At 47.6% G+C, this 16,924-nt stretch carries 19 protein-coding genes, 1 tRNA gene and 1 pseudogene; 12 read left to right on the top strand and 9 right to left on the bottom strand.

Going from position 1 to position 16,924, the window contains the following annotated elements; all coding sequences use genetic code 11:
- The 5 genes and pseudogenes from H6H02_RS03935 to nadA all read right to left on the bottom strand — a co-directional run.
- Positions 1–87, bottom strand: a pseudogene (locus H6H02_RS03935) (IS630 family transposase); the annotation flags it as partial.
- A 140-nt stretch (positions 88–227) separates the two neighbouring features.
- On the bottom strand, positions 228–917 hold the full coding sequence (locus tag H6H02_RS03930; protein ID WP_190814886.1) for a TIGR04283 family arsenosugar biosynthesis glycosyltransferase: 690 nt from the start codon (positions 915–917) through the stop codon (positions 228–230).
- A gap of 3 nt (positions 918–920) precedes the next feature.
- Positions 921–1,556, bottom strand: coding sequence for a TIGR04282 family arsenosugar biosynthesis glycosyltransferase (locus H6H02_RS03925; RefSeq protein WP_242040546.1), 636 nt, complete (start codon positions 1,554–1,556; stop codon positions 921–923).
- Between the two features lie 522 nt (positions 1,557–2,078).
- A complete protein-coding gene (locus H6H02_RS03920; protein WP_190814816.1) occupies positions 2,079–2,852 on the bottom strand; it encodes a DUF1963 domain-containing protein in 774 nt (257 codons plus the stop codon).
- A gap of 318 nt (positions 2,853–3,170) precedes the next feature.
- Positions 3,171–4,145, bottom strand: a complete 975-nt coding sequence (nadA, locus tag H6H02_RS03915; RefSeq protein ID WP_190814814.1) for a quinolinate synthase NadA — start codon at positions 4,143–4,145, stop codon at positions 3,171–3,173.
- Positions 4,146–4,489: 344 nt separating this feature from the next.
- Between nadA and H6H02_RS03910 the strand changes: the two genes are divergently transcribed.
- From H6H02_RS03910 to H6H02_RS03900, 3 genes are all read left to right on the top strand, one after another.
- A complete protein-coding gene (locus H6H02_RS03910; RefSeq protein ID WP_190814812.1) occupies positions 4,490–5,455 on the top strand; it encodes a TIGR04168 family protein in 966 nt (321 codons plus the stop codon).
- Positions 5,456–5,470: 15 nt separating this feature from the next.
- Positions 5,471–5,555: transfer RNA gene (locus H6H02_RS03905), tRNA-Ser, on the top strand.
- A gap of 111 nt (positions 5,556–5,666) precedes the next feature.
- On the top strand, positions 5,667–6,128 hold the full coding sequence (locus H6H02_RS03900) for an MgtC/SapB family protein (protein ID WP_190814810.1): 462 nt from the start codon (positions 5,667–5,669) through the stop codon (positions 6,126–6,128).
- A 55-nt stretch (positions 6,129–6,183) separates the two neighbouring features.
- Here H6H02_RS03900 and H6H02_RS03895 read toward each other — a convergent pair whose 3' ends face one another.
- A complete protein-coding gene (locus tag H6H02_RS03895) occupies positions 6,184–6,768 on the bottom strand; it encodes an NAD(P)H-dependent oxidoreductase (protein ID WP_190814808.1) in 585 nt (194 codons plus the stop codon).
- 15 nt (positions 6,769–6,783) lie between these two features.
- Between H6H02_RS03895 and H6H02_RS03890 the strand changes: the two genes are divergently transcribed.
- Together H6H02_RS03890 and H6H02_RS03885 are read left to right on the top strand one after the other, a co-directional pair.
- On the top strand, positions 6,784–6,969 hold the full coding sequence (locus H6H02_RS03890; protein ID WP_190814806.1) for a hypothetical protein: 186 nt from the start codon (positions 6,784–6,786) through the stop codon (positions 6,967–6,969).
- 82 nt (positions 6,970–7,051) lie between these two features.
- Entirely contained in the window at positions 7,052–7,225 is a 174-nt protein-coding gene (locus H6H02_RS03885) for a hypothetical protein (RefSeq protein ID WP_190427526.1), read from the top strand.
- A 60-nt stretch (positions 7,226–7,285) separates the two neighbouring features.
- Here the strand turns inward: H6H02_RS03885 and H6H02_RS03880 are convergent, their stop codons facing one another.
- A complete protein-coding gene (locus tag H6H02_RS03880; RefSeq protein WP_190814804.1) occupies positions 7,286–8,074 on the bottom strand; it encodes an SAM-dependent chlorinase/fluorinase in 789 nt (262 codons plus the stop codon).
- 178 nt (positions 8,075–8,252) lie between these two features.
- On the opposite strand from H6H02_RS03880, the gene H6H02_RS03875 reads away from it, so the two are divergent.
- From H6H02_RS03875 to H6H02_RS03855, 5 genes are all read left to right on the top strand, one after another.
- A complete protein-coding gene (locus H6H02_RS03875) occupies positions 8,253–8,579 on the top strand; it encodes a hypothetical protein (RefSeq protein WP_190814802.1) in 327 nt (108 codons plus the stop codon).
- 2 nt (positions 8,580–8,581) lie between these two features.
- Complete coding sequence (locus tag H6H02_RS03870) at positions 8,582–8,806, top strand: hypothetical protein (protein ID WP_190814800.1); 225 nt, start codon at positions 8,582–8,584, stop codon at positions 8,804–8,806.
- Between the two features lie 147 nt (positions 8,807–8,953).
- Positions 8,954–9,709, top strand: coding sequence for a Nif3-like dinuclear metal center hexameric protein (locus tag H6H02_RS03865; RefSeq protein WP_190814798.1), 756 nt, complete (start codon positions 8,954–8,956; stop codon positions 9,707–9,709).
- Between the two features lie 19 nt (positions 9,710–9,728).
- Entirely contained in the window at positions 9,729–11,567 is a 1,839-nt protein-coding gene (locus H6H02_RS03860; protein ID WP_190814796.1) for an ABC transporter ATP-binding protein, read from the top strand.
- A 124-nt stretch (positions 11,568–11,691) separates the two neighbouring features.
- Positions 11,692–12,756 (top strand): DUF3466 family protein, encoded by a 1,065-nt coding sequence (locus H6H02_RS03855; RefSeq protein WP_190814794.1) that lies wholly within the window; start codon positions 11,692–11,694, stop codon positions 12,754–12,756.
- A 120-nt stretch (positions 12,757–12,876) separates the two neighbouring features.
- On the opposite strand, the gene H6H02_RS03850 is transcribed toward H6H02_RS03855, so the two are convergent.
- Both H6H02_RS03850 and nuoB read right to left on the bottom strand, forming a co-directional pair.
- The gene (locus tag H6H02_RS03850; RefSeq protein WP_190814792.1) at positions 12,877–14,142 is read right to left on the bottom strand and encodes an FAD-dependent oxidoreductase; all 1,266 of its coding nucleotides are present in this window, start codon (positions 14,140–14,142) and stop codon (positions 12,877–12,879) included.
- A gap of 23 nt (positions 14,143–14,165) precedes the next feature.
- A complete protein-coding gene (nuoB, locus tag H6H02_RS03845) occupies positions 14,166–14,909 on the bottom strand; it encodes an NADH-quinone oxidoreductase subunit NuoB (RefSeq protein WP_347342561.1) in 744 nt (247 codons plus the stop codon).
- A gap of 111 nt (positions 14,910–15,020) precedes the next feature.
- On the opposite strand from nuoB, the gene H6H02_RS03840 reads away from it, so the two are divergent.
- Positions 15,021–15,197, top strand: a complete 177-nt coding sequence (locus H6H02_RS03840) for a hypothetical protein (protein WP_190814790.1) — start codon at positions 15,021–15,023, stop codon at positions 15,195–15,197.
- Between the two features lie 1,366 nt (positions 15,198–16,563).
- Positions 16,564–16,689, top strand: a complete 126-nt coding sequence (locus H6H02_RS27520; RefSeq protein ID WP_277922511.1) for a hypothetical protein — start codon at positions 16,564–16,566, stop codon at positions 16,687–16,689.
- The last annotated feature ends 235 nt before the right edge of the window (positions 16,690–16,924 follow it).

Genomic DNA, 16,924 nt, shown 5'->3' with positions numbered 1-16,924 from the left:
CTCGCTCACTTCACTCTTGTTGAGTCCATCTAACTCGATTGCTTGGATGACCTTCCGGCGTAAGTCATAACTGTAAGCTTTTGCCATCACAGAGTTTCCAGTCACTTTTATCACCACTCTACGTCCTAACTGAACTGGCGACAGCTATAGTTGAAATTTCGATAAATGCCTATTATCAGAATTAAAAATTTTATGTGTATTAATAAAATTTTGGATAAATTATCTACTCACTTATTAGGACGATAAAGCTTAACAAGTTGAGATGGGGGAACTCCCAAAAAATAGCCAAGAATTACTATCTGATTAATCAGCGTAGTTTTCAGTACCCCAAGTTTCTGCCAGCGACGGGCTGAAGTCATTACCGGAGTGGGAACAATGGCAACTCGTCCCAAGCGTTTCAAGCGACAAATCAATTCAAAATCTTCCATGATTGGGAGATCGGGAAAACCTCCAACGTCCTGAAATACAGAAGTTTTTAAGAAGATAGCTTGGTCGCCGTAGGGTAGGGAAAAAAAGCGCGATCGCCAATTCACCATCTTTTCAACTAGACGTAGCGATCGCATTCGAGAATTAATTTTGAGTTCAAAGGCACCCGCAACGGTTCCAGACTGGGCTAGTGTCAACGGAACTAATTTCTCAAACCCAGGCGGTAAAGAGGTATCTGCATGGAGGAATAACAAGATATCTCCAGTCGCAGCCGTTGCACCCGCGTTCATTTGGCAGGCACGTCCAGCAGCCGAAGACAGAACTTTAACGCCCCAAAGTTGCATAAGGGCGACGGTTTCATTCTGACTTCCCCCATCCACTACAATGACTTCCACATTTTCAACATTCTGAACACTCGCTAATGTTGACCGAATCGTGTCAGCAGCTTCATTCAAAACGGGAATAATGATGGAAATTCTTGCCGTTTCTATCACTCAAAACTCAAAACTCGTAACTTTTGCAAGATCCTCTGGACGGTCAACATCAAACAGGGGGGGAAGATAAGCAACTGCCAAACCAAGGGAGATAGCGATCGCTACCGTCTTTTCTCGCACCTCCGAGGTTCCCCAATTGATACCCGCAAACAATTCTGGAATTATCCGCCGCAACCCAATTAAATAATAGCCGCCGTCCGTCGCTGGTCCCAAAACCAAGTCATGACCGTTTAGCTGTTCAAACGCTTGCGCCATTATCTTCGCATCCAAACCAGGACAGTCAGTGCCGACGATCGCAACGCCCTCCATCCCAGCCGCAAAAGCTGTTTGAAACGCCGACTTCATCCGCTGTCCCAAATCGCCTTCACCCTGCGGCTGATAGATAATATCAGTTCCCAACCAGCCTTGCATCAGATGCTGGTCGCCCCCAGTAAAATAAACTTCCACTCTCGTTGCGCGATCGCTTTGCAGTTCCCTCACCTGCGAAAGAGTATATTCGGTCATCTGGCGATGGAGGTTTGAAGCGCCATCCTCTCCCAAAACCGGAATTAGCCGAGTCTTTGCCTTTCCTGGCTCTGGATAGCGAGTAAAAACAATCAAGCTCTCTCTATTCATCGCCACTAAATCGTTCATCATTCATCGTTCAATGATTATCAGCTAGAGCAGCTTAGCAAACAGCGATCGCCTGCAACTCTGGCTCCCCTCCCTGCTTGCGGGGACGGGCTGGGGGTGAGGTTCTTAATATTAGCAGGACTTAGGCAACTGGCACAGAGATCGCACTGAGAGATCGCACTAAGATAAGAGCAGTTGAACATAACCCTCTTCTGTCACTCTCCGGGAAGGCAATCTCCAGAAGCCTTATCAGTCAATCAATACAAGCTATCCTATTAGAAAAAGTTGGTAGCTGTATTTGTTGTTAGAAAAAACCTAGCGATCGCTTCGTATACAAAGGCTCTAGAGTTCAGAAATGGCAAATGTTTTCGGAGAGTGACAGAAGAGGGATAAGGCAGAATGAGGGTTTTGGTGCAGTCAGCCTTCTGGAACGCTCCGCGTCACAACACAATGAGACACTCAAGAGCCAAAAAAAGTGAGCTACGGTTCACTTAAAGCTAAAAATCAAAACCCAACCTACAACTTCATTGGCTGACTATTCAGCAATCACGAACAAGCCCGCCCAAAGGTTAATATCTCTTTGTGTTCTGGGCATTGGGTAATGTGTCCACAACCCACATCACCAAACATATAGGGTAAATTGTCTTCAGAATCAATCTGGAAAACAAGCTCCATTCTGCGGTTACATTGAGGACACTCTGGATACTCTATACCTTGAATCCAGCCTGGATAGCCAGCCAGTTTATCACCTGGCAGGGCAGTCGCTACCTCTTCAGCTTCAGGAGCAGAATCCATTGCTAAATCTTCAGTGACTAACCCCACTAACGGACACTCAATTCGTACTGTATTAGCTGAAAAGTCGTAATCGAAAATTAGTCCCAGTTCGTTATGCTCTTCAGGGCTAGGGTAGTCATCCAGTTGCGTCCATCCTACAATCGTCTTAGCCGGAAACGAAGGATAGTTTTCACCTTGCAAAGATTGAGAGCCAGCCAAAGGCTGCACAAGGCGAACCAACTTGGTATTTTCTAGCGGCAGATAGCTGTCACAGTCGGTACAGTAAAACATTTGCAGCAGTCCGCTACCAAATCGACCTAATAGTTCTTCTGGCAGTTGATTGAGATTGAGTTGCAAAAATAGCGGCATCAATGCCTGACAAGTCCCACAGCGAGGGTAGGGTTCATTTTCAGCAAGGCTTGGTATCCCAGAAAACTTAGAAGTATCGGCACCCCCATCTCCCTCTTCTACAATGGGTTTCCATGTCGAACGCTTTTGAGCATCCCGCCAGAGAGCCAACCGATCGAGAATTTCTTTTGCTTCCATACCACTTCCTAACGCAGACAAACCCCTGTCTGCTCAGATTTCTCCTCAAAGCATATCAATTTAATGTTCTCCTTTGAGGCTCACTTTTTCTGGCTCTTGAGTGTCTCATTGTGTTGTGACGTGGAGCATTCCAGAAGGCTAACTGCACCAAAACCTTCGTTCTGCCTTATGTTCAACTGCTCCTATCTCAGTGCGCTCTCTGTGCTGGTTGCGTAAGTCCTGATTAGGTTTCCCTCCTAACTCAACATTCACAGGGATAGGATGGGCAACGCGATCGCTCTACCCATCCTATAAATAATTAGCTCCTAATTAACAGGACTAGGCACTCATCTCCAACATCCGCTGAATTGGACGCAGCGCTGCCACTCGCGTTTCTTCTGGCAAAGTAATTTCTGGTGCCCGATTTTTCATCGCTAAATACAGCTTCTCCAGAGTATTTAACCGCATATGAGGACACTCATTGCAAGCACAGTCGTTCATTGGCGGTGCAGGAATAAAGTGCTTGTTTGGTGCCTGCTTCTGCATTTGATGAATAATTCCCGGCTCAGTCGCCACAATAAATACCTGAGTGGAACTTGCTTGAGAATATTTCAACAGCGCTGAAGTAGAACCGATGTAATCGGCATGGCGCAACACTGACGTTTCGCACTCTGGATGGGCAATGACTTCAGCTTCTCGATGTTCAATTTTTAGCTGAACAATCTTCTTTTCAGAGAATGTTTCATGCACCATACAGCTACCTTGCCACAGCACCAAATCTCGCCCTGATTGTTCCATTACATATCGTCCCAGATTTCGGTCGGGGGCAAATATAATCGGCTGGTCTTCTGGAATCTGGAGAACCAGTTTAACTGCGTTGGAACTGGTGCAAATAATGTCGCTCATCGCCTTAATTTCGGCAGAGCAATTGATATAAGAAACGACTATATGACCGGGGTGAGCTGCCTTAAATTTAGCAAAAGCATCCGCAGGACAACTATCTGCCAACGAGCAACCGGCGTTGAGATCGGGTAAGAGTACCAACTTATCAGGGTTGAGAATTTTGGCAGTTTCCGCCATAAAGTGAACCCCTGCAAAGACGATGACATCGGCATTTGTGCTGGCGGCTTTCCGGGAAAGCTCTAGAGAATCTCCGATATAATCTGCTACATCTTGAATATCAGAATCTTGATAGTAATGGGCAAGAATAACAGCATTTAACTCTTTTTTGAGGGCGTTAATTGCCTCAAATAAATCGTGAGGGAATGCTGCTGTCTGAGTAAAATTACGTTGAGGGAGTGTAGTAGTAAACACAGTAATATTTTTTTGGGAGAATCAAGTTGCTAGGCGTGTAATCAGTAATTATAGTTGTTTTTACCAAAACTTGTAGGGAAGTCACTTTAGAGCAAATTTGCTTTAATATAGCGGTTCTCAATGGGAGCGAGATCCATCTGTCGGAGCGCTCATCGGCTTGTGCTAACCGGCGGTGAATTGTATCGCAAGTGAACAACACTCTAAACGCCAACCAACCAAACAAGTATTGCTAGCACAATCAAATAACGAGATCGCGCATTGACAAAAAAAGAGTTAGTCCAGAGGATACTGCGAAAACTGGCGATGCTTTTTTATGCTGGAGAAAGACTGACGAGGAAGATAGCATGAGCAATCCGAGGAACCCAGAAAAACCCACCAAAATTGCGGTTGTTGGCGATATTCACGACCAGTGGGACAGTGATGATGAAATGGCCCTGAAGCATCTGGGTGTTGACCTAGTGCTGTTTGTCGGGGATTTTGGCAATGAGTCGGTGGAGGTGGTACAAGCGATCGCGTCTCTCGATCTTCCCAAAGCGGCAATAATGGGCAACCACGACGCTTGGTACAGCGCTTCAGATTGGGGCAGAAGTCGGTGTCCCTACGACCGCGACAAAGAAGACCGAGTGCAACAACAGCTGGATTTGCTGGGAGAAACTCATGTCGGCTACGGTTCGCTTGATTTTCCAGCACTGGATTTAACAGTAGTTGGAAGCCGTCCTTTTAGCTGGGGTGGAGAAGTCTGGAAAAATGCCCAGTTCTATGAAGAACGGTACGGAGTGAAGAATTTTGAGGAGTCAACCGCCCGAATTGTCTCAGCGGCTCAGAGTGCTGGTTCTGAAACGGTTATTTTTATGGGTCACAATGGCCCTGTTGGGTTAGGCGATCGCCCAGAAGATCCGTGTGGCAAAGACTGGCATCCCATCGGTGGCGACTATGGCGATCCGGATTTTGCAGATGCGATCGCCCAAACTCGCGACGCAGGGAAAACCATTCCCCTCGTCACTTTTGGTCATATGCACCATACTATGCGCCACACCAAAATCCAGTTGCGAACCCCAGTTTATGTCAGCTCAGAGGGAACCGTTTACTTAAATTCAGCCAGCGTACCTCGGATTATCCAAACGGAAACAAACCGCCTGCATAATTTCTCTCTTGTCTCGCTGCAAGGCGGTGTCGTCTCCCAAGTCTCCCTAGTTTGGGTTGGTCAAGACTTCACCATTGCATCCGAGCAGGTTCTGGTGCGATCTCACCAAGCCAGCGATCCAACCAGTTCTAAGTTAGTAGTAACAAATTCCACAACCTTGATATGATAAAAAAACACATCTGGAGAGGTGGCAGAGTGGTCGATTGCGTCCGACTTGAAATCGGATGAACCGAAAGGTTCCGGGAGTTCGAATCCCCCCCTCTCCGTTAGCAAATCAAAGGGGAATGGTTAGATCGCAACCATTCCCCTTTGATTCATCTGGATGAACCAGCCTGTAAACTAGACTGGTTGAAACATTCGTTTTTAGTAGCACAACATTGTCACAAACCTACGTGCTTTCTCCCAATGATGGTTTAGGCATTCTCTTAAGGCTATGCCTAGCCCTATTAGTTGGGGCAGCTATCGGCTTAGAGCGCCAACTCAAGAACAAGCCAGCGGGTTTGAGAACCCATATGCTCGTAAGTTTGGGTTCAGCATTCTTCGTTCTCGTGCCCCTCCAGATAGGTACGGCGCAAGAGAGCGCTGAGGCTCTTGGCAGAGTCATTCAGGGCGTTACAGCCGGGGTTGGTTTTTTAGGCGCTGGAGAAATTTTACGCGAGTCTCAGCACGAATCAACAACAGGTGTTAAAGTTCGCGGACTCACCTCGGCTGCGGCTACTTGGGTTTCTGCTGCTTTGGGAATTGCGGCTGGGTGTGGGTTATGGCAAATGAGTTTAATTGGCGCTTTGCTGTGCTTGGTGGTTCTAAGAGCTTTTAAAAGGTTAGAGCCTCATAAGTAGTTACTTTGATCAAGTTTGAGCTGAGCGAATCAGCGATCGCTCCTTGCGCCATATTTCACCCGTGCAACTTCGCCACGACAGTAGCGACTTTTTCTCCTAACTTCTCGATGGACTCTTGCTGTTTGGGGTCTTTCATCGTACCGTCGGGATTAAATATTTCAAAAGCTTTAGGCACCGCGATCTGATCGGGAAGAACGATGACTCTGATATTCCCCAGGATCGAGCGCAGGTGGACTAAACAGCGTAAACCGCCCAATCCTCCCGGTGAGGTACTCATAATCGCCGCTACTTTGTCTGCAAAAGCCACGAGCGGGGGTTCATCCGGGGCTGTTGGACGTGACGCCCAATCAATGACATTTTTCAAAACAGCTGTAATGGAGCTGTTGTACTCCGGAGAAGCGATGAGAAGTCCCTGATGTTCGATCATCAGCTGTTTAAACTTGCGCGCATTTTCAGGCATTCCCTCGCTCTTTTCGAGATCCTCATCGTATAGCGGCATCGGCAGGTCGCGCAAATCCACGTATGTCACCTCAGCTCCCGCTGTCCGCGCTCCGTTCGCAGCAACTTGTACCAGCTTTTTATTGTACGAATCAGTGCGGGTGCTACCTGCAAATGCCAAGATTTTAGGGGTGTAAGCCATAGGTGCAAATCAGTTTTGGTGCTACTTCTATCTCTGGTTGATGATAATTCACCAGAGGCGATTTGGGATAGGCAAGATTTGTTAAAAGCGATCGCGTTCTTCTCAGTCGTCAGAAGCAAAGCGGCTCTTGCTCTTAGCAGCTTTCTCCCTTCTTTAAGAGTTACTCTCTATGAGAACATCTCCCAGTGTGATGATATTTAATTCAGCACACAGAAGGGGACGCGACAATAAACCCTCTCGTTATGCTTTGAGAGTACACCTGAATCGGAAGGAAAAAACACCGATGAATAAGGCATTACTGACGATTCTATTGCTCGCGTTCATCGTTTTATTCATTACCTCTCCCTTTGCGGCGCTTGCTATGTTGATGTTTGTTGTCCTAGGAGGGGCATTTATTTCCGCTTTTTGGAATTTGGTGCAAGCGCTAATCGGCAATGCTCCGAAAGAGCCGTTATAAATTAAAGAGGCCAAATTAAGCCAAATTAAAACTTCAGAAAGGGTAATTTTTAATCCCTTTTTAGAGACGAGTCACTACCTGATTCACGCGGGGTTTGCCGAAGCGTTCCCAAGCATTGCCGCCTCGCAAAAATAACTCCATCCAACGGATAGGCTTTCCATCCTTAGCAGTATTCCAGCCGGAGCTTCCCGGTGAAAACGCCAAAGTTCCTTGAGGCACGCGGAAACTGCCGTCAGAGTAGATGGCATCGCTCACAACATCCCCGACCCGAATGACTACTTTTTCTTCCGGTTTTAGGTTGACTGTATCGGCAGGGATTGTCGTTTTGATGTTACCGTAGCCATCGATCCAAGCAACGCGATCGCTTGGTGCATCGGGGATTTGACTGGGGTTCAAAACTTCCCCTAAATAGGTAGTGTCTCCCTGAGCGATCGCGGCTGCTGCATTAGGAAACACATCCCGCGAACGAAACTGCGACCCGCCTCTAGAAACCTTGACTGTTTGCAAAACTTGAGCATGGTCTTTGATAAAAGAGAGAGTGTAACCAGCAAAAACACCTACCACTTTGACGCCATTAGGCAACAGCGCATAAGTTAATCCCTCGCCTTCATTGTTTTGCCGCGCTTCCGGGTCATCTTGGCGAGGAGCGCAGTTGTGATAAATGAGACGCTCTTCCGGGCCGGGATTGAGTCCGAGTTGGGCAATCCAGAAGCCAGTCGCCAAGGTGCTGAAGGGAGGAACCGAGAGGCAGTGGATCTGGGAGGAAGGTAGAGCCATCAAAAGACGTTGCGTGACCTCTGCAAAAGCTGGATCGCCGGTTCCGTAGTCTGCAATCAGGCTGATGAACATAGCGCCTCTCCATCGGGGTTTGCTACAGCAATCGTACCCTGTCGCTGGCTTTATTGTTGAACACAACAGTAATCGCACTGGTGGTGCTACTTTTAACCAATGACTCCTGATCAGACTAAAAAGCGATCGCGTTTGTTATCGGATACACTCATGACACTGGGAACATAAGGCTGAGTAGATGTCCGATATTTATGTCATGATTCGCAATCAGGAGAATCATGCTCTGACTTCAATTGATGGCATTGCCTTTATCACTTTACTTGGGCAAAATGGGCAAGCGATCGCCCAGGAGACAATTGACCTGATTCATGCAGACGCAGGCTTTGATGACCTGCCAATCGGGCAATACACTGTAGTGGTAAAGCATGAACGGGTTTTCCCGCAAGAAGTTCTTCATAATGTAACAATCAGTACAGACGAGCAAGTAATCATACTGACATTTGTTTATTTAGAACCAGCACGGGTACTTTTAGGCATTCAAGCTTCTGTAGAAAAGAGATTGTAACCATGACTGTTAAAGCCATCCCGTCATACTCTGTTAAAATGTTCCGCTATCGAGTACATTGTCTGTCGCGGGATCTTTGGCAAGCAAAAGATCCTGTATGCCGGGTGAATCTGGCTTTACAGTTAGCAGATGCCGCTACATCACTGGCTAGGTTAGAAGTGCTGGAAGCGCAAAAATTGCAGCAAGTTTCTTCGATTCATCCAGTTTCCAGTTCTACTGAGTCATAAGTGACTAACCTCTAGCCCCTTCCTGAGAGAGAAAGGGAGCAAGAGCCATCTCTAAAGCCCCTCTCCGATGCGGAGAAGGGTTTAGGAGAGATATGCCGACTTATGGTGCAAGCATCGATTACAGCCTCTATAAATCAGATTTTGCCTATGAGTACAGATGCATGGACTGGAGACGCGATCGCGCTCAATGATATTGCAGAATTTTTAGATCGATTCTTTGCCGTTCATCGCTTTGGTGATGACCAAGGTGGTATTTATCACCCATCAACACGCCCGATTCGTCGGATAGGATTAGCGCTGGAACCTTGGACGGGGTTAGAAAAATGGGCGAAATCTAAACACTTAGATGCTTTATTTTTCCATCGTCCCTGGAAGCTGAAAGCGGGGCAACTCGCACCCGATGTCGGCATAGTGGCATATCATCTAGCTTTTGACGAACGGATGACGCTGGGTTTTAATCCTCGACTTGCCGATGTGCTGGGGATGTCTGCATTGGAGGTTTTGGGTGAAAAGGAAAGGCGACCGATTGGTACGATTGGAGAAATTGCTACACAGACTTTTGTAAGTTACTGCGATCGCGTTCGGGAAATCTTCGGCGGATACGATGAAACACTTGCGGGTAGTGGCGACATCCAGCGAGTGGCTGTTGTTGGGGCAATGACCGATGCGCTAATCCGCGAGGCGGCTATGCGGAGTGCCGGTGTATACATTACCGGACAGTTGCGACAGCCAGCGGCGGCGGCTGTGGAAGAAACCGGAATTCGCGTTATTGCTGTTGGTCATCGTCGGAGTGAAGAATGGGGATTGCGATCGCTAGCGGGAGTATTGCGCGATCGCTACTTCGATCTAGAAGTTGTTTTACCGCCTCTAGGGACGATTACAGTTGCTCGTTCTGATGCCTAGACGACGTTATAAATAGATTATGAGTCGTCAGAAATTTAATCTCTTCAAGCTGATTGGGCAACGTTTACGCCAATCTTTAGCAGTTTTCCGATATAGCGATCGCGCGATTAGTTTAGTCTGGACTACCAGCCGCATTCTCACGATCGTTCTTGCCGCTTTCACCTTATTCGCCGGTTTGCTACCAGGGGCTGTTGCTTATGTCAGCAAGTTAATCGTCGATGGGGTAGTTTTGGCTTCTCAAACCGGCTTGCAAAGCGATCGCTGGACAGCGTTAGGTTATGTAGGATTAGAAGCGATCGCTGTCCTGTTGCTGGCAGGTAGTCAAAGAGGTCTATCCGTTTGTCAGTCCTTGCTGCGAGTGTTGCTGGGTCAAAGGGTGAATGTCTTAATTTTGGAAAAGGCACTCACACTCAACCTCACGCATTTTGAGGATTCCGAGTTTTACGACAAGATGAATCGGGCGCGGATGGAAGCATCCAGCCGTCCCTTATCGCTAGTCAGCCGGACTTTCAGCTTAATTCAGAGTGGTCTGTCCCTTGTCACCTACGGCGGTTTGCTGCTGCAATTCTCCATTTGGGCAGTAGCTGTCCTAGTCATCGCCGCCTTGCCTGCCTTTATCGCCGAAACGCGCTTTTCTGGGGAAGCTTTTCGCTTGTTCCGGTGGCGATCGCCGGAAACCCGCCAACAACACTACCTGGAAACACTGATTGCCCGGGAAGATTACGCCAAAGAGGTGAAACTGTATCAGTTGGGGCCGATGTTGCTGCAACGCTACCAAGACATCTTCTCTCGACTGTACGGTGAAGACCGGGATTTAACCTTACGGCGAGGATTCTGGGGTTACTTGCTGGGGAGTTTGAGTACCGCCGCCTTCTATCTTGCCTACGCTTGGATTGTCCTAGAAGCGATCGCGGGTCGGATTTCTCTTGGCGACATGACGATGTACTTGATGGTGTTTCGGCAAGGACAGTCTACTTTCTCCGCCGCCCTGACTTCGATTGGGGGAATGTATGAAGACAACCTGTATCTCTCCAACCTCTACGAGTTTTTAGAACAAGACATCCCCAAAACTTGGGGGATGGCAACCGAGGGTGTACTTCCGAATGATGGGGTGCGTTTCGAGAATGTCTACTTCACCTACCCAGGAAGCCCTCAACCCGCTTTAAATGGCGTCTCGTTACACTTGAAACCAGGAGAAAAACTGGCAATTGTCGGAGAGAACGGTTCTGGAAAAACCACGCTGATTAAACTGTTAACTCGATTGTATGCCCCCGATTCTGGGCGTATCTTACTCGATGGATTGGATTTGCCGGAATGGGACATTGAAGTGCTGCATCGACGGATTGGCGTGATTTTCCAGAACTTCGTCCGCTACCAGTTCAAGGTAGGAGAGAATGTGGGCGTTGGGGATGTCAACCACTTAGAAGACGAAAAACACTGGGAAATTGCCTCAGAAAAAGGCATGGCGAAACCTTTTATCGAAACGATGCCAGACGGGTTTCAGACTCAGTTAGGACGATGGTTTAAGGGAGGAACGGAACTTTCTGGCGGTCAGTGGCAAAAAATCGCCCTTTCTCGCGCTTTTATGCGAACGAAAGCAGATATCTTGGTATTGGATGAACCAACGGCGGCGATGGACGCAGAGGCGGAAGTGATGATTTTTGATCGCTTCCGGACGGTTACAAAAAATCAAATGGTTCTCTTAATTTCTCACCGCTTCTCGACGGTGCGAATGGCTGACAAGATTGTAGTTTTGGAAGCCGGAAAGGTGATAGAACAAGGAAGTCACGAGGAGTTATTGAAAGCTGGAGGACGCTACGCGCGGTTGTTCACGTTGCAAGCAGCGGGATACCAGTAGAAATGACTAATCCGATTGGGGGATTCCGATCGAATTAGCAACTATCGCGAGCGATCGCTAGTCGAGGAGAACAGGCACAACCGATATTTGCCTTTCCCTTGGATTTTTCAGGTATCGCGGAATAATGAGTTTCACGAATAAAGCGATCGCTATTTTAGGTATTATCACAGCACTTGGTGGATTGATTCTGGCTGCCCGCGTTACCCTCGACTCCTCAGGCAAGGCACAACAATCCCAAACACAAATTCCTGTAAGTCAACGCTACAGTATCGCCAATCTTGATACCCTCAATAGCCGTGCCAGCGTTGCCAAAAAAATTAATAACAACGGTCAAGTGGTTGGCTTTTTTAACCCGAACGATAGTACCCAAAAAGCCTTCATCTATGGTGATGGCAACATGACCGAAATCCATAGTCTGGATAGCCGCTACAACGCCGCTACAAGTATCAATGAGAACGGGGAAATTGTCGGTGTGATGACCTTTACTGATGACAGTTATCGCGCCTTCTTTTACAAAAATGGCAAGGCAATCGACCTCGGCACCCTTGGCGGTAAAAGTAGCGATGCCAGAAGTATCAATGGGAAAGGTCAGATAGTTGGATTTGCCGATACTCGCGATGAGAAGGCGCACGCCTTCCTGTACAGCGAGGGCAAGAAAATTGACCTCGGTACCTTTGGGGGGTTGAACAGCTACGCGAATGACATCAATGAAAACGGACAAGTAGTTGGTTCCGCAGAGAATAGCGATCGCATTCCCAAAGCTTTCCTCTACAGCGGCGGCAAGATGGTGAACCTTGGAACTTTAGGGGGACAAAGCAGCACTGCTAATAGTATTAACAACCAAGGTCAGGTGGTTGGTGTGGCAGACACCGCGAATTATCGCCCTCAAGCCTTCCTCTACAACAATGGCAAGATGCTCGACCTCGGAACTTTGGGGGGACAAAGCAGCATTGCTCACAGTATCAACAATCAGGGGCAAGTGGTCGGTGAAGCAGAGAATGCCAGCCGCATCCCCCGCGCCTTTCTTTACAGTAGCGATCGCATGATTGACCTAAATCAGGTGATTCCAGCTAATTCGGGTTGGGATTTAACCAGTGCCACCGACATTAGCGATCGCGGAGTCATTGTCGGCATTGGTACTTATAACGGCAAAACCCAAGCTTTCCAGTTAACACCCTTTACACGCTAATGTCGTTTCACGGCTTGTCCGCAAAAATTCCCTTAATGCCTTTGAAAAAAGCGTCGAAAACGTGAAATTCTCTTCTCTCTGTGTACTTTGCTACAAGTCTTTAAGTTGGTGGAATTGGAGCTAAGTTGCTTCTAAGCTTTTCTTGATACGAACAGGCCAGACGCCAAAAGCAATTACACGCGCCGGGATATCGCGCAAAATCGGTAAACGAAACAAGAATGGCGGCTTAAATGTCTGGGTCGAGTCAATCGCCCTCGCAATAACCCGTTGCTGAACCAAAGACTGAAAGGCTTGGATAATCCGCGTCGGCAACTCCCGCTGGCGCTGTACTTTCGCCAAGTCGCTTTCTTGCAACTGTCCTTTTTTCAGCGGCTCACTCAGCACATTTGCAGCGACCACTGCATCCTGAATCGCGTAGTTAATACCAACTCCTCCAACTGGCGACATGACGTGAGCCGCATCGCCAATCAGCAGCAAACCAGGGCGATACCAACGCTTGACGCGGCTAGACTCGACGGTAAGCAGCGCCACTTGGCTCCAATCATGTAATTTTTGCATCCGGTCTGCAAACAAGGGTGATGTCTCAGCTACAGACTGACGCAAAGTTTCTAAACCCGCTTCCCGCAACTGTTGATAGCTACCCTTGGGAATTACATAGCCAACCTGCCAATAATCAAAGCGGTTCAGCAAAACTAAAAGGCGACCGCCAGCAACGCGCCCCATTGTTTCTTCGGGATCGTCTGCTTTGCGAGGTAAGCGGAACCAAAGCACATCCATTGGTGGCGAAGTCTTGATCAGTTCCATCCCGGCTAATTGGCGGATGCGAGAGAAGCGTCCGTCTGCGCCAATGGTCACTTGACATCGGACTTCATGCCAGCCGCCGTGTCCCCGGTAGCGTACACCCTGGATGACCCCATTGTCTTCAATCAACTCCTGTACGTTCGCTCCCATCACCAACTGAAAATTTGGATAGCGTTTCGCTTCTTCAGTAATGAATTGCAGGAAATCTACCTGGGGAAGCATGGTGATGTAGGGGTACTTCGTCTTCAAGTGACTGAGGTCAACAAATCGAATCGGCCCCTCGGTTGTCATCAAGGTAAGACTGGGAACCTTTGTGTGACGCATCTGCAACAAGCGATCCGCCAAACCAAGTTCATCCATGATTTCCATCACCGATGGATGAAGCGTGTCTCCCCGAAAATCGCGGTCGAAATCCTTGTGTACCTCCAGCAACATCACTGGGATGCCTTGACGGGCTAGGAGAAGTGCTAGGACAGCCCCCGCAGGCCCTCCACCGACAATGCAGCAGTGTGTTTGCTGTACATCGAGAATGTCATGGGTCGTGGCGGGTGTCTCGCTCGGCACAGAAGTTGGAATTGCGTTCATCTTGAACACCTCGTGAAATAATTTCAACTAGAGGCGATCGCTTCTGTTTCTAAAATCGGTTGGGAAAGAACAGAGGCTTGCATTCCCATCGTTGCAACTAATTCTATGGGTGCATTCACCCGACTGGGCGATTCTAAATATTCACCCGTCACGGCTGGCGAAACTGCCTTCATCTGGTGACGAATGCTGTAGTATCGATGAGTCTGAGCAATGATGTCTCGCTCTTGCATCGAATCATTAGCAATTTTCTTACGCAGTTTAATAATCGCATCAATCACGGCTTCTGGTCTGGGAGGACAACCCGGCAGATAAACATCTACGGGAATCAACTTATCGACTCCCCGTACCGCCGTTGGTGAGTCTGCGCTAAACATTCCGCCGGTAATCGTGCAAGCACCCATTGCAATGACGTACTTGGGTTCTGGCATTTGTTCGTAGAGGCGCACCAATGTTGGAGCCATTTTCATGGTGATGGTGCCTGCGGTAATCATCAAGTCAGCTTGACGAGGACTTGCCCAAGGTTTCAAGCCAAATCTGTCAAAATCAAAACGGGCTGCAAACATCCCCATCAGTTCAATGAAGCAGCAGGCAGTCCCAAACATCATAGGCCACAGGCTGGAGAGGCGTGCCCAGTTGTAAAAATCGTCTACGGTTGTCAAAACGACATTTTCAGAAAGACTATGCGTAATTTCAGGTCGTTCAATGGGGTTGAGAATCTGAGTTTTTCGCTTATCTGTCTCAATAATGGTTGCTGTCGGATTCATCATTTCCTCCTTTAGCTCAATCTATAAACGCTTGCATCGAGAATGTCCTGGGTCTCGGTCTGCACAGAAGTTGGAATTGCGTTCATCTTGAACACCTCGTGAAATCAGTTCAACTTGAAATCAGTTCAACTAGAGGCGATCGCTTCTGTTTCTAAAATTGCTGGGAAAGAACAGAGGCTTGTATTCCTATCGTTGCAACTAATTCTTTGGGTGCATTCACCCGACTGGGCGATTCTAAATATTCTTCAGTCAAAATCAAAACGGGCTGCAAACATTCCCCTCAGTTCATAGATGAATCAGCGAGGCGAAAAGCACAAGGTTGCATGAGTTAAGGTCGCATGAGTAAAGATGGTGTTTCAGAAAGGGCAGTTTCTAGCGCTGGGTGTAGAGATTCCAGCGATCGCATCTTTTCATACTTGGGTTGGCAAGGCAAACAGCGATATCCCTACCTAAGCCCATAAATTCTTAAGAGTTGATGATTGTATCTGAAGAACTTGTAAACGATAGCTGCTGTTCCAAACGCCAGCAGTTCATCAGATGTTTTCACCTAGAGGTTAAGTGTCAGCGTTACCAAATCCAGCCCTAACAACCTAGACTGAGACTGGATTGGACTTCGCTGTATCGGAAAGCGCGGCATAAATTTATCGTCTTTTTACCTAAATTTGCTCTGATTTGGCACAGAAACCCGTCTAGTAATCGTTAAGACAAACATCAACACTAAAAGCTGAACTTGCCAAGGCAAAAAGAGCAAACATAGAATCAAGCTGACAGATGCTGCTGATGCAGCAATCAAGGCAACTTCATCGTGAGAATTCTCAAAGATGACGAAGGCCGATACGACTGAGATTGCTAAAGGGATTAAAAAAAGCAAGGACATATCCAAAACCTCTTGAAATCGAATATGTAGGCTACTTGTTGTCAAGTTGCCCAGTTTAGGGTCACTACATCAAGCTATTACCATGTTTCCCTCCTCACCTCCTTTCCACATCACCCTAATGGGTAAACTTTTATCTGCAAAAATAATAGGGGATCACCTGAGGGATTAGTATAGATCGGATTTAGAATTTACGCCCTAGGTAGTCGCCTATTTGTAGGAACAAATTTCCATCAGTTTCCATCAGAATGATAACGGCTATCAAATATAGCATTGTTACGACCGAAACTGCTGAGACTGTTTTGGGAGAATTTCCCTTGAATAACAGCTACGGTAGAAAAATCCTATTTTAGTTGTGAGATGCCAGCCCTTCAGATGCCCGACTTCTCTAAAGTCGGGCATCTTGGGTTCACGAATCATTGAGGACGGCTCTAAATGCCAGGGATCGGAAGGGCGCTTTTTTCAGTCAATCGAAGCTCAATCTGCACGCACTGCTTGAGAGAGCGGTGATTTGGATAGATAGAGTGAATCCAAAGCCCAGTGAATACAAAGCTAACAGAAGCGATCGCTGTGTATTTCTTGCCCCATCAGGCATCTCTTTATTCTAGGCTGTAGCTAGGTTTCACGGGTATCGGTTTGTCTGGATTGACTTGCAAGCACCTCCTTCAACTCCTCTAGTAGGTACTTCCAGCTACCCACTTCTTTAAAAATGTAAAGTTTTGTAACAATCTCTCTTAGGGGTGGGGGGTCAGACCCCTCATCAGGGTATATTGAATTTAGTAGATGCACCCTGATGATCAACGCCCTCAAGTTTTTGTTGGGCGTTTTTTGTTTTTGGGGCTACGGATGCTGTTCGATTCTCGGAAGCTGGTAGACGCCCAAAAGGGCAAGCAGGAATCACAGATGTAGGGTTTAACTCACACCTTGCACCAAGCACTCAGAATGGAATTTTGGGGCAATCGCATTCCCAGTCCGAAAAATTCCCAGCCCGAAAAACGCGGACTAACTGAAAATCAAAGATTTTGTAACCAGCTCCTGGCAGGTTTGGTTTATGTGATTACGGTTGTGTACTTGCTGTTGGGGTGCTGTTTCAACCGCCCGGTGCAGGAGCTGGCGTTAATAAAATGAAGGGGTATAACGCCCG

This window comes from Coleofasciculus sp. FACHB-1120 (assembly GCF_014698845.1).
Classification (GTDB): domain Bacteria; phylum Cyanobacteriota; class Cyanobacteriia; order Cyanobacteriales; family FACHB-T130; genus FACHB-T130.
This window is presented reverse-complemented; position numbering and strand designations above follow the sequence as displayed.